This window comes from Streptomyces sp. NRRL F-5135 (genome assembly GCF_000719775.1).
In the GTDB taxonomy this organism is placed as follows: domain Bacteria; phylum Actinomycetota; class Actinomycetes; order Streptomycetales; family Streptomycetaceae; genus Streptomyces; species Streptomyces hebeiensis.
This window is the reverse complement of sequence record NZ_JOHR01000011.1, coordinates 134,822-148,347: the sequence shown is the minus strand read 5'-3', so window position 1 is coordinate 148,347 and position 13,526 is coordinate 134,822. Positions and strand designations below refer to the sequence as shown.

The 13,526-nt window shown below is 69.2% G+C and carries 10 protein-coding genes; 9 read left to right on the top strand and 1 reads right to left on the bottom strand.

The features are described from left to right. Window position 1: 1 nt before the first annotated feature. From IG02_RS36700 to IG02_RS0120610, 9 genes are all read left to right on the top strand, one after another. Window positions 2–4,765 (top strand): polymorphic toxin-type HINT domain-containing protein, encoded by a 4,764-nt coding sequence (locus IG02_RS36700; protein ID WP_051765386.1) that lies wholly within the window; start codon window positions 2–4, stop codon window positions 4,763–4,765. Window positions 4,766–4,770: 5 nt separating this feature from the next. Beyond that, entirely contained in the window at window positions 4,771–5,241 is a 471-nt protein-coding gene (locus IG02_RS39590) for an SUKH-3 domain-containing protein (protein WP_158712346.1), read from the top strand. Between the two features lie 375 nt (window positions 5,242–5,616). Next, window positions 5,617–5,979 carry a hypothetical protein gene (locus IG02_RS41660; protein WP_158712345.1) on the top strand — a complete coding sequence of 121 codons (363 nt, stop codon included), beginning with the start codon at window positions 5,617–5,619 and terminating at the stop codon, window positions 5,977–5,979. Between the two features lie 321 nt (window positions 5,980–6,300). After that, window positions 6,301–6,615: an SUKH-3 domain-containing protein gene (locus IG02_RS39585; RefSeq protein ID WP_158712344.1), complete on the top strand. Its 315-nt coding sequence runs from the start codon at window positions 6,301–6,303 to the stop codon at window positions 6,613–6,615. A 555-nt stretch (window positions 6,616–7,170) separates the two neighbouring features. Next, window positions 7,171–7,386 (top strand): DUF397 domain-containing protein, encoded by a 216-nt coding sequence (locus tag IG02_RS0120630; protein ID WP_234314837.1) that lies wholly within the window; start codon window positions 7,171–7,173, stop codon window positions 7,384–7,386. A 649-nt stretch (window positions 7,387–8,035) separates the two neighbouring features. Beyond that, entirely contained in the window at window positions 8,036–9,097 is a 1,062-nt protein-coding gene (locus IG02_RS0120625; protein WP_030750029.1) for a hypothetical protein, read from the top strand. After that, on the top strand, window positions 9,094–10,089 hold the full coding sequence (locus tag IG02_RS0120620) for a hypothetical protein (protein WP_234314836.1): 996 nt from the start codon (window positions 9,094–9,096) through the stop codon (window positions 10,087–10,089). The genes IG02_RS0120625 and IG02_RS0120620 overlap by 4 nt, the downstream gene beginning before the upstream one ends. Next, window positions 10,086–10,658 (top strand): hypothetical protein, encoded by a 573-nt coding sequence (locus tag IG02_RS0120615; RefSeq protein ID WP_030750025.1) that lies wholly within the window; start codon window positions 10,086–10,088, stop codon window positions 10,656–10,658. The genes IG02_RS0120620 and IG02_RS0120615 overlap by 4 nt, the downstream gene beginning before the upstream one ends. Before the next feature lie 83 nt (window positions 10,659–10,741). After that, complete coding sequence (locus tag IG02_RS0120610) at window positions 10,742–12,568, top strand: asparagine synthetase B family protein (protein ID WP_030750017.1); 1,827 nt, start codon at window positions 10,742–10,744, stop codon at window positions 12,566–12,568. A gap of 125 nt (window positions 12,569–12,693) precedes the next feature. On the opposite strand, the gene trhA is transcribed toward IG02_RS0120610, so the two are convergent. Then, a complete protein-coding gene (trhA, locus tag IG02_RS0120605; RefSeq protein WP_078854643.1) occupies window positions 12,694–13,410 on the bottom strand; it encodes a PAQR family membrane homeostasis protein TrhA in 717 nt (238 codons plus the stop codon). Window positions 13,411–13,526: the final 116 nt, after the last annotated feature.

Genomic DNA, 13,526 nt, shown 5'->3' with positions numbered 1-13,526 from the left:
CGTGGAGCTCCTGGCCGACGACGCCCCGCAGTTCGCGGGCATGGCGGCGGAGACCCTCACGTACGAGCATTCCGAGGGCAAGCTCCTCAAGCGGGCCCTGACCTTCCCCAAGTCGAAGCAGACCGCCTCCCGCGCCCGTCAGGCCGAGGACGGCACCGCTCTCGACCCGCTGCTCGCCCACCGCACCTGGGTCGCGCGTGCCGACGCGATCCAGACCGTCGACACCAGCTGGCAGGCGATCCGCACCGAGACGACGGCGGACGACACCTACGGGCTGCCCACGCAGCTCCAGATGTCGGTGGTCAAACCCAACGGCACCGGCGAAACCCTCAGCGACCAGGTCTGCATGCGGACCGCGTACGTGCACAACACCGCCGACTGGATCATTGGCAGGGCCAAGGAGACGCGTTCCACCGCGACGCCCTGCTCCGGCTTCGACACCGCCGATCCGAAGACCCAGCTGCTGACCTCGACGCGTACGTCGTACGACAACCAGGACTGGGGCGCGGCCCCGACCAAGGGCCTGGAGACCTCGGTCGCGGAGATCAACGGCGCGGGCACCGCCCACTCGGTGGTGACCACCACGACGTACGACCCGCTGGGCCGGGTCCGGAAGGTCACCGCGCCGCTGACCGGCACCACCGAGACCGTCTACACCCCCGGTGACAGCGGCGGCCCGGTCACGTCCGTCAAGACCGTCAACCCCAAGGGCCACACCGCCACCACCACATACGATCCCGGCCGGGCCCTGCCGCTGACCGCGACCGACACCAACGACCGGGTCACCCGCACCGAGTACGACGCGCTCGGACGCCTGGTCAAGGGCTGGTCGCCGTCCCGTTCGTCCGGCGGGAAGTCCCCCGACACCGAGATCTCCTACCAGCCGGCCGTCGCCACGGGCGACGAGACCAGGCCGGCCGCCGTCACCGTCAAGACGCTCCAGGACGACGGCGGTTACGACCGGGCGGTCACCCTCTACGACGGCCTGATGCGCCAGGTGCAGACGCAGAGCGAGGCCCATGGCGCCGGCCGGATCATCACGGACACCAAATACGACGACCACGGCCTGGTGTGGGAGCAGACCAGCGGCTATCTCGCCAAGGGCGAGCCGGAGACCACGCTCTTCGCCCGCAGGTCGGAATCGCTGGTGCCGAGCAAGACGAAGACGCGGTACGACGGCCTGGAGCGTGTGGTCCGCTCGTCGGTCTACCACGGCGCCGACTACCAGTACGCCACCTACACCTGGTACACCGACACCTCCGTCCACGTCGACCCGCCCGGCACGACCGCCCCGTCCACCAAGAGCTTCACCGACGCGCTGGGACGGGTCACCTCGATCCGGCACTACACCGAGGCCGGGGGCACCACGTCCTTCCGGACGACGAACTACCGCTACGACGCGCGGGGCAACCGCACCGAGGTCACCGACCCGGCCGGCAACACCTGGACCTATGCCTATGATGTCCGAGGCCGGCTGACGAGCTCCACCGATCCCGACACGGGCGAGTCCTCCTCCGGGTACGACGACGCCGACCGCAGGACGCGGACCACCGACGCCCGCGGCAAGAGCCTGTACACCGACTACGACCAACTGGACCGCCCCACCGCGGTCCGGGAGGGCTCGGCCACCGCGGCGCCGGTCAAGGAGTTCACGTACGACAGCCTGCCCGGAGCGGTCGGGCAGCCTGTGGCGTCGATCCGCCACGACGCGTCCGGCGACTACGTCAACCGGATCACCGGCTACGACACCGACTACCGGGTCACCGGCCGCGAGACCGTCGTCCCCGCCCATGCCATGACCACCGGCCTGTCCGGCACGTACGCCTACTCCTATGCGTACACACCGACGGGCAAGCCGCTGTCGGTCACGCTGCCCGCCAAGGGCGGCCTCGCGGCCGAGAAGGTCGTCACGCGTTATGACGAGGACGGCCTGGCGGAGTCGACCTCCGGCATCGACTGGTACACCTCCGGCGTCACGTACTCCCCGTACGGCGAACCCCTGCGCACCGTCAGCGGGGCGCAGCCGGCGCGGGTGTGGACCACCAACTTCGTCGACCAGCACTCGGGCCGGCTCCAGCGCACGGTCGCAGACCGGGAGACGGCGGGCAGCCACCGGATCTCCGACAGCTACTACTCCTACGACACCTCGGGCACCATCACCTCCAACGCCCGCAAGCTCACCGACGCGACCGGCTCCACCTGGGACAATCAGTGCTACACGTACGACGCGCTGGGTGAACTGGTCCACGCCTGGACGTCGAACATCGCCCCGGGCACCTCGGGCACCGGCTGCCGCTCGTCGGGCGGTACGAACTGGGGCTACCGGGCCGACGGCAAGCCCTCCGGCGGGCCGGTCGCCGACGCGGCCGACGTGGCCACGGACACGACGGCCCCCGACACGGCGCTGGCCGACTCGCTGACGGCGGCCGGTCCGGCCACGGCCACGGTGTCCACCGGCGCCACCGCCTACCGCCAGTCCTTCACCTTCGACTGGATCGGCAACCGGGCCTCCCTCACGGAACACGACACCGCGGACCCGGCCAAGAACGTCACCTACACCTACGGGTACGGCCGCCAGGAGACCGGCAACGGTGTCATCGAGCCGGTCACGGTCCAGCCGCACGTCCTGACCAGGGTGTCCTCCACCCCGGCCGGGAAGGGCAGCGTCTACACCAACGACGTGGTGGGCAACGCCACCGTCCGCGACCTGCCCGCCACCACGCAGACGCTCGACTGGACCACGGAGAACAAGCTCGACACCATCACGGACGACGGCATCACGACGCGGTACGTCTACGACGCCGACGGCAACCGCATCCTGGAGAACTCACCGACCGGCTCCACCCTGTACCTGGGCGAGACGGAGCTGACCACCGACTCCGTAGGCAAGATCACCCGGGCGTCCCGCGCCTACGGCCACGACGGCGCCCCCACCGTGGTGCGTACGACCACGAACGGCGCGAGCACGGGTCACCAGCTCAACGTCCTGATCGCCGACCATCTCGGCACGGCCAACACCACGGTCGGGCTGGGCGGCGCGCAGACGGTGACGCGGCGGGCGTTCAAGCCGTACGGCGAGGCTCGCGGTCCGAAGCCGGCGAGTTGGCCGAACAAGCGGGGCTACCTCGGTGTCGGTATCGATGACGCCGCGACGGGTCTGACGCACCTGGGTGCCCGGGAGTACGACCAGGCGGCGGGCCGTTTCCTCTCGGCCGACCCGGTCATCGACATCGCCGACCCGCTCCAGATGAACGGGTACGCCTACAGCAACAACAGCCCGGTCAGCACGAGTGACCCGACGGGTCTGTGCCCGGCCGAGATCTGCGGCACGGGTACGGCGAACCCGAGCACCGTCGCGTCCCAGCAGGCCGCAAGCGGCGGGGGCGGCGGAGGCGGTGGCGGCGGTGGCGGCGGCTCCAGTGCCCCGCCCCCCAGCACCTACAGCGGCACCACGACGACGGTCACGTACACGGTCACCAAGACGGTCACGGTCACCAAGCCCGCGCCGTGCGACTGGTTGTGCAAGGCGAAGGGCTGGTTCAAGAAGCACGTCACCGTTGTCACCGTCGTCACCGAGGTCGTGGTCGGCGTCACGTGCGGGGCGGTCGCGGTCGGCGCGGGAGCGGCCACCGCGGGAGTCGGTGCCGTGGCGGTGGGGGCGGCTTGCGGGGCTGTCGCGGGGGCCGCGGCGGGAGTCGTGGGCAACGCGCTCGACGACAAAGCCGACCACAGCCTGGGCGGCTACACGGCCGCCGCGGGCAAGGGCCTGGCCATCGGGGGAGTCAGTTCCGTCGTCGGCGGAGCAGTAGGAAAAGCGGTCGCCAAGGGAGCCAAGGCCGCCGCGTCCAAACTCCTCGGCAAGACAGGCGGCGCGTCGTCGGCAGCAGCCAAAGCGAGCACCAAACCGGCCGCTAAAGCAGGCATAGCACAGTGCTTCCTGGCCGGCACCCTGGTCCTCCTCGCTGACGGCGCGTCCAAGAAGATCGAGGACATCAAGGTTGGTGACAAGGTCCTTGCCACCAACCCGATAACCGGCGAGACCAGCACCCAGCCCGTCACCGAGCTCCTGCCCTCCGAAGGCGACAAACAGCTCAACGAGCTCACCATCGCCACACCCGGCGGAAACAAAAAGATCACGGCCACCGCCGAACACCCCTTCTGGGTGCCCAAGGAAAACGCCTGGGTCAACGCAGCCGCCCTGAAGCCGGGCACCACCCTCAAGACCTCCAACGGCGCCACAGCGAAGGTCACAAGGAACCGCGCCTACAACGACCACGTCCGCACGTACAACTTCAGCGTCGCCAACCTCCACACGTACTATGTGCTGGCGGGCAACGCCCCGATCTTGGTTCACAATTCTTGTGGCCCGGATATGGGTGCTGCTGCGCGCGCAGCCGCTAAGAAGGCTCCAGAAGATGCCACGATGACGTCGGTTGCGCGAATTAAGAATACGGGCATAATGGAGCCTGGTTATTCAGGAGCCGCCTCTCGCCCTGCCTACCTTGAACCTGAGATCCAGGAAGCTGCCGCAGACGGCGGGCAGATGTTCCAGGGTGATGCGTTGAACTGCGCGGAGATGCGTGCGTGTAATGCTCTGTTTGCCAATCATGCGGCAGGCTTTGAGGACACGTTCGGGCGTCCACTTGAAATCAGCGATGTCGAATTTCTCACTGTCAGGAGCTCTACTGGCCTACCAGAGGCAGCGTGTCTATCCTGTCAAAGCGCACTCGTGAGACGCGGTGCCACTGATCTGTCGGTCGGATGATGAGCATGGAGATCGCTATCCACGGTCGAGGTCGCTTCTTGGCTGAAGCTTCAGGCTGGAGGCCTGGGCGTGTGGTCGACGTCTCTGGACTCGTCCACGAGATGAATCTCGTCGGCTTCGACGTATCGGCTGCAGCACGTCGATTCCTGGAGACGTTCTGGAAAGTACGGATTGAGCATCCGCCCAGCATCGAGTTGAACGGCAGAGAGATGTTCAGTTGGACTGAGTTCGATCCCGCGCGAGTGTGCACTGAGCGTGACGCTAGAATTGCGGGTCGCTGTGCTGGGGTGGCTGGTGAACCTCTGTGCCCATTGGGAATTGACGGGTTTCATCTCACCGTCTACATGTCGCCCTCCGGGAAATTTTTTGCCGGGATGGACTCTTCGCTGTTCTCCTATGCGGACCGCATCGACGAATTTTTTGCGAAGCTGGCAGATGGATCCAGGCCACAGCTCGTAGGGAACTGGGAGCTGTAAGGCACGTCCAGCGCTTTGCAAAGAGGTGGGTCGTCGGCGTCGTAGGGACGGGCGAAGGCGTGGCCACTGTCGATCCCGTCCGTTTCGGCCTGCTGCCACTACTCGGACGCTCCGAGCAGCGCAGACTTCCTCGATTACGTCGCCGGTAGCTTGAGCTCTGGCGGACGCGGCTTCAGACGTAATAGAGCAGACCTTCTGCAGGCTGCGCTGGCGAGCTCAGCAACGGTTCATCGGAGCAGATTTGGGCGACTATGGTGCAATTTAAAACAGTTGTGTCACATGCTGTGTGGCAATAATGAGAGCGGGTGGCGTGAGCATACCGGTCGGGGCGCGCCGAATGATCGCTCTTCGGGGAACTCTAAAGTGAGGATCGCTGTGACCTGGCAGGCTGAACATTATAATGCCGTGTTGACTGAAATCCTGCTGAGCCGGAAGGTTGGCGTCGCGCATGTTCGGCATATCGGCGATCTGATCTCGGTCAGGGCGCAGTTGAGCATGGGGATGCAGGGGGCGGTCGGACTTTCCTTCGATCGGCGCGCGGATATCGCGGAAGCAGTGTTGGGGTTTGAAGAGGCTTGCCAGCAAGCCTGGAGAGCGGTTGCTGGCGAACCGAATATTGATCGACGCGTCTCAAAGTTGACATGCTTGGAGCAGGCATTGGAGAGCGCCGTTGCGGGCATAAGAGGAATCGCCCATCGGAATGGAATCAGGTGCGACGCTGCCCGCCTGGATGGATGAGGTGGGCAGCGTCGCTACTATCGTGGGAAAGGCCTTGCCATCCAGGTCGATGTCTTCCCAGGGAGGTGAAGTATATCTGCGCAGTCTTGCCAGCGCCTTGTCTCTTGCGAGGATGCGGCCCGTTCTTGAGGTTGCGAGAATCTCTTCATTGAACCAGATTGGCCGCATCGTTACTGAGTGCAGTGATCGAGAATTCGCCGACTGTACGAAGGAGTTCACTTCACTGCGGATGCAGCGAAGTGAACTCGGTATGCTAGAAGATTCAAGCCCGTGTGGTCGGTGTGCGCGATTGCTGGACAACCTCGATATCGGTTAGCCGTCGTGATCAGCTTTGACTCGCTGCGCCCTGATCTGGTTCAAGCTCTTCGGGATGCGGGCTGGTACTCCCAGAGGAGAGTGGACGCCGCCCCCTGGCTCGAATCTTTGCGGCAAGAAGGATACGTTCCGAATTCGAAAGCTGAAGAAATTCTTGCCTCGCTGGGAGGGTTGGTGATTGAACCGACAGCTAAGTGCGGCCCAAATTTCAGCAATGATGAGCCTTTCAATTTAGACCCCATTTCGGCAGGGGCTGGTCAGCGGGGCCTAGCGCTGGAAATCGAAGCTGCTCTGGGTGGGCAATTTTTTTCCGATCGGTGAATGGCTCAGCTATTCAAGTGTCTTCGTGGAGGCCAGTGGGAGGGTGGTTGCCGCTGGTCTCGGGTGGGTTTGGGGTATGGGTTCCACGTTCGAAGATGCTTTGGAGTTGGCGATTTGCTCAGATCGGCCACTGGTGTGTCTGTACTCTGACCCGGGGCTAGATGCGTGGCCTCGCTGAATCGCGCCAGTAAAATGACGCACTATTAGGCGCGTCCTGGCGGCGCTTCTGCGTGGTGTGCGTTCAGATGCTGCGCCTGGCGGGTGGCCATAGCAGGCGTCGGGGGTCCGCTGGAACTGTGGGGCAGCCCTTTTCCGGCTGGGGTGGCGGACGCGGTGTCAGCCGTTGTCCGTGTCCACCACTCCGAACTATCCCACGGGGCATCCTTGATTTTCGGCTACTCGTCGGCGGTCGCTGGGGTCGGTGAGTTCCATTCGGCCCAGACGAGTTTGCCAGGGCCGGTCCGGTGGCTGATGCCCCTTCGATCTGTTGCGAGCGGCGGCCCTGGACGTAGGCCCTTCGCACGACATGATCGAGCGCCGAATTGGGGAACAGACGTGATTCACTCCACCGGCCACCACCACACAGGCCTCAGCCGCGCGCACTGGCGAAAGAGCAGTTACAGCGGTGACCAGGGCAACTGCATAGAGGTGTTCGACGGCCTGCCCGGGCGGGTGCCCGTGCGGGACAGCAAGGTGCCGACCGGGCCGGTTCTGGTTTTCGGGTGGCGTGCCTGGGCCGCCTTCACCGCGCAGGCGAAGCGCTCGGGCTGAACGCGGTAAGCCAGGGCGCCGCCGCCGCGAGTTCGTGAGGGTGCCCCCATCGCGGTGCGCTGGAGTCTGCATGCCAGGTGTGTGGCGCACTCTTGCGTCAGCTGTTGCGTTCAGCGCTACGGAAGTGGGGGCTATCGATTCTGGTGGGCCCGGCGGTGCTGGTTCTCGCGGAGGCTGTGGCCGACGCCGGGCGGCACGTGCGGGGGCAGGGGCGGGGCAGGGGCGGGGTCGGGGCTCGTGGGGCGGGCCCCCTCGGCTGGGCGGATGCGGCGGGACCGGGTGCCCCCGCGCATCGGGCCTGCTGGCAACTCCGGCCCGCAACTCCGTCTCGTACGCCGCCCGTTCAGCTCGTTCACATCTGGACGTCGTATTTCGCGTCCCCGGTGTTCCGGGACGGGGCTTACGATGCGATCGTGTTCGGCAGCGCGAGGGGGGCGTTGATGGGGGATCGGGGAGCGAGACCGTGGGCGGGGCCGGGCGGGGGTGCCGGCGTCGTCCGTGACGGGTACCGGGCGGTTGCCCGTGCTCGGGGTGGTGTCGGGTGGCGCCGTCGAGGCCGGGGGGTCGGCTGCGCGCTCGTTCCCCGTTTCGTACGGGAACGCCTCGCCGCGACGCCGCGACCGGCCGCCTCCGTGCTGGAGGGCCCGCGATGATATGCCCGCACTGCTCCCAGTCGCTGCTCTACAAGGAACGCACCGGCCAGGTCTGCTCCAAGTGCAAGCGCGCGTACGCCTTCGAGCCGAAGACCCACCCCCTCGGCCTGCACGATCTCCGGATCCGCCGTCTCGTCCAGAAGCTCGGCGACGACGGGAAGATCAAGATCACGGTCGACCAGCTGTGGTTCGCGGTGACGCGCAAGACGCGGAAGGCACGCAAGAGCGGCGGCGAGGCCTCGGCCGCCGCCGGGTGTGCCGGGTGCGGGGTGCCGGTCGGGCTGCTCATGCTGGTCGCCGGCCTCACCATAGGCGGCGGCGCGGGCGTACTCGCCTTCTTCGGTTCCTTCCTTCTGATAGCTGTCGTCATCACCGTCGTCTCCACGTGGAGGTCAGGACGGCGTACCACGGCCGCCCTCCCGCGTGAACGCTTCCGGAGCGAGGACGTGCGGCGGTGGAAGCACATCTACGGCTCGCTCCCGGACGGGGTCGTGGAGGGGACGGACGCCGCCGCGTTCCGGCCCGCGGAACCGAAGGCCGTACGAGCCGCCCTGCTCTGCCAGGACCCGGACATCGCCCTCTTCCTCGCCGCCAACGGCGTCCCCCAGCGGTACGGAGTCGTCCTCGTCCCCGATGTCCGGCAGGTGCCGGACTCGGTGCCCGTCGTCGTCCTGCACGACGCCGACCCGGCCGGCTGCCTGCTGGCCGGGCAGACCCGGCATGCGCTTCCCGGCCGACGGGTCGTCGACGCGGGCCTGCCGCCCCGGGCCGTGATGAAGGCGGAGAACGCGCTGCCGCTGCAAGGCCCGGAACCCGGGGCCGAGGTGGTGGAACAGTTGCGCGCGGACACCTCGCTGACCCGCGACGAGGTCGACTGGCTGGCCAAGGGCTGGTCCACCCCCCTGGTCGGCGTGCCACCCGCCAGGCTGCTGGCCGTCGTCACCAAGGTCCTGGAACGCGCCACCGCATATGCCGACCCCGGCACGGACCCCGACCCCGACCACCGCAAGGCCGCGTCCATCGGCTTCCTCACCTGGCCCGGCGAGGCCGCCCGGTGAGCGCGCTCCACGACATCGGGGCCGCTGGTGCCGCCCGGACCGTCGGGGACCTGCTCCTCGACCGCGCGCTCGCCAAGGCGGTCGTCCGGGTGGCCGCGCCCGGCGGAATCCGGTTCACCGACCGGCAGCTGTACTACGAGGCGTGCCGCGTGCTGCGCCCGCTCGGGGCCCTCCCGCGCCGGGTCCCGCTCTCGCCGGCCCCGCCCGTACGGTACGAGAGCTTCGCGCGCGCCCTGCGCCGGTACGAGGAGCGGTACGGGAAGGTGCCGGGGCTGCTCGGGCCCGTACCCGTACCGGAATCCGTACCGGAATCCGTACCCCCGCTCCCGTCCGCGCCCCGGCAGCCCGCGCCCGACCTCTACGACTACGGGCTGCCCCGGCTGCTCGTCTGCCAGAACCGTGCCGTGGCCCGGATGCTCCTCGCGAACGACGTGCACCTGGAGGCCGCCTGTCCGGTGCTCGCCGCCGAGGATCTCCCGCTCGACCACCGGCTGGTGGCGGGCCTCGTCCGCGCGGGCGAGGGCTCTGGTTCCGGCACCGGCACGGGCACCGTGTACGTACTGCACGACGCCGACGCGTCCGGCCTCGCGCTGGCCGCGCGCATACGCGGCGAACTCCGTCAGGACGCCGCGCGCGACGGCGGCCCCGCCGTCCGGGTCTCCTCCCTCGGCCTCGCGCCCCGGCACGCCCTGGCGCTGCACCTGTTCTCCGCGCGCGGTCCCCGGCGACAGCTCGGGGCCGACGACCGGCTGCCCGCCGCGCTGACCCCCCGTGAGCGGGGCCGGCTCGCCCGGGGCCGGACCGCCGAGGTGGAGGCCGTGCCCCCGGCCAGGTTGCTGCGCACGGTCCTGCGCCTGGTGCGCGGGCCCAGGACACCGCACCACTCCGCATGGACCTGGCCCGGCCTCCGGGACCTGCGCGCGGCGGGCTTCATGACCTGGCCGGACGACGAACCGGCCGGACGAACCGAGGACAAGGTCACGTCACGATGAACCGGCCACGCGAGATTTCCTACCGCGACGAACTGCTCGCCGACGGCAGCGTCCACCGCATCTACGAGGACGGCGAAGGACGCGAGGAGTGGCGCACGCGCGTGCCGGGCACCGCCGGCGTGCGCTGGCGCGACAACCGGGGCGCCAGCGGCACCGACGAACTGCTCGGCAACCGGATCATCAAGCGCAGTCACGCGGACGGGACCGTGACCTACGGCCGCGACATCGGCTACGGCCGTACGGTCTGGGGCCAGGGCGAGTCGGTCATGCTCAACCGGACCTCGTACGGCGCCCGCATGGGAGTGCTCCTGGGCACACTGGGCCTGGCGACCCTCGCCGTCACCGCCGCCCACTACCCGCCGGTCAGCCTCACGCCCGAAGAGGAGGAGGAACTGCGGCAGCAGGCGGCGGCCCAGAGTTCGGGCGGGGGAGGGGACTACCAGTACGACGGTGACGACGACGGCAGCGGCAGCGACGCGGGCGGCGACTCGGGTAACGACGACTGGGACTCCGGTGACTCCTGGGACTCCGACGGCGGCGGCGACTGGGGCGACGACGACTTCGGCTGACCCGTCCGTCCCATGCGTCCCATGCGTCCTGTGCATGCTGTGGGTCCTGCTCATCCCCCGCGTCCCGTGAGAGGACAACCGCCATGGCGCGCTTCTGTGCCTGCCTCGCCCCCGCCCCCGGCCGCGCTGACGACCACCTCGCCGCGATGGGCGCCACCGTACGCCCGCAGGCCCCCGGCCTCGCGCTGGTGGAGGGGGAACCGGGCCACGCCACCGGCCCGTTCACCGCGTACGGCCGTACCGCCGTCGGCGAGGTCACCCTGCACAACCGGCCCGAGCTGTTCGCCGCCCTGGCCGCCGCCGGCGCGCCCGCGCCGCCCGACTGCCCCGACGGCGAACTGCTGCTGCGCTGCTGGGCCCGGCTCGGCACGGCCGGGATCCGGGCGGCGGACGGCATGTTCGCCCTCGCCGTACGCGACGGCGCGGAACTGGTCCTGATCCGGGACCACGTGGGCGCCCGCACCCTCTTCTACGCCCGTGCCGACGGCTGCTGGGCCGCGTCCACCTCGCTGCGCGCGCTGCGGCGCTGGCCCGCGCTCGGCACGGGGCTGGAACTGGCCGCCGTACGGTCGTTCCTCACGTTCGCGTACCTCCCGGGCGAGGAGACGCTGCTGCGCGGGGTGCGCGAGGTGCTGCCCGGCCGGGTGCTGCGACTCCGGGCGGACGGGTCCCCGGCGGACGGGGCGCGGACGCCGGTGGAGCCGGTGGAGGAGACGTACTGGGAGCCGGAGGAACGGCTCGACGCCGGGCCGGCCGGCGACGGCGGCGCGGCGCGGGGGCCCGGGGAAGGACCCGGCCCGTACGCCGCGCGCCTGCGCGAGCTGCTGGAGGCGGCCACGGCGCGCCGGTTGCCGCCGGCCGAGGCCGTGGGCGTCCTGCTCTCCGGTGGCGTGGACAGCTCACTGGTGACCGCGCTCGCGGCGAAACTGCACCCCCACCCCGTCCACACGTACTCCATCAGCTTCGGTACCGAACTCCCCAACGAACTGGGGTACTCGGGACTCGTCGCCGCCCACTGCCACACCCGCCACCGGATCCTCACCGTCTCGGGCGCCGCCGTCGCCGCGCGCCTCGCGGAGGCCGCCGCGCTGCTCGACAGCCCGGTGGGCGATCCGCTGACCGTGCCCAATCTCATGCTCGCGGAGGCCGTGGCGGGCGACGGGCTGAGCGTGGTGCTGAACGGGGAAGGCGGCGATCCGGTCTTCGGCGGACCGAAGAACCTGCCCATGCTGGTGTACGAGATGCACCGCGACGACCCGTACGCGAGCGGGGTCGCGGACGACCCGCGCGAGACGGCGTACCTGCGCTCGTACCGCAAGTGCTACACCGACCTTCCCCGCCTGCTCACCGCGGACGCGCTCGACGCGCTGGCCACGGCGCCGCGCCCGGAACGGTTCGTCGCGCCCTACCTCAGCCCCGGGCCCCGGGACGGGCGGATGAACCACCTGCTCAACCAGCTCCTGCACTGCAATCTCCGCACCAAGGGCGCCCACCACATCCTCACCAAGGTCGAACGCCTCACCGCCTCCCAGGGCATCGAGGGCCGCGCCCCGCTCTTCGACCGCCGGGTGGTGGACCACGCCTTCGCCACCCCGCCGCGCTGGAAGCTGTCCGGCACGGTCGAGAAGTGGGTGCTCAAGGAGGCCGTACGGGATCTGCTGCCGGGCACGGTGGTGGACCGGCCGAAGAGCGGGATGCGCGTACCGGTGCAGCAGTGGCTCGGGGGGCCGCTGCGGGAGCTGGCGGAGGACCTGCTGCTGGGGCGGGCGGCGCGGGAGCGCGGGCTGTTCCGGCAGGACACCGTACGGGAGTGGCTGCGGGGCGAGGGCGCGTTGCTGCCCCGGCAGGGCGGGAAGCTGTGGCTGGTGCTGACGCTGGAGCTGTGGCTGCGGGCGTACGACGTCACGTGAGCCGGGCCGGTCCTGCTGCCGGGCCGGTGGCCGGGCCGGTCCTGGAGCCGGGCCGACCGCCGGCACCTGTCCGGTCCTGTCGCCGGGCAGGCCCCGACACCTGCCCGGCCCCGGACCGGTTTTCGTCAGGAGTGCTGGTACGCCACCAGCGAGATCCCGATGAAGTGCACGACGAACGCGGCCAGCGTCAAGGAGTGGAACACCTCGTGGAAGCCGAACCACCGCGGTGACGGGTTCGGCCGCTTCAGCCCGTAGATCACGCCGCCCGCGCTGTAGAGCACCCCGCCGACGATGACCAGGACGAGCACGGCGATCCCGCCGGTCCGCAGGAAATCGGGCAGGAAGAAGACCGCGGCCCAGCCCATGGCGATGTAGCAGGGCGTGTAGAGCCAGCGCGGGGCGCCGACCCAGAAGACCCGGAAGGTGATACCGGCCACGGCGGCGGCCCACACCGCCCAGAGCAGGATCCGGCCGGACGACTCGGGGAGCAGCAGCATGGTCAACGGGGTGTAGGTGCCCGCGATGATCAGGAAGATGTTCGCGTGGTCGAGCCGGCGCAGCACGGCCTCGCCGCGCGGGCCCCAGGTGCCCCGGTGGTACAGCGCGCTGACGCCGAAGAGCAGGCACGCCGTCAGGACGTAGATGCCGCACGCGATCCGGGCCCGGGTGGAGTCCGTGAGCGCGATCAGGGCGAGGCCCGCTATCACCACGGCGGGGAACATGCCGGCGTGCAGCCAGCCGCGCAGCTTCGGCTTGACCGGGCTTGGCAGTTCGATCTCGACCGGGCCTTCTCGGCCTTCTGAGGTGTTCGCGGTCGGCTCGGGCACGGCGGCAGGAGTCATGGAGGTAATGCTACCTACGGGTGCGTAGGTTCGGTCCGGGGACTGTGGCGTACGAGCAGTGCGACGGGCGATGAGTGCGACGTGCGAGCAGGGCGACGCACGAGCGCCCCACGTGA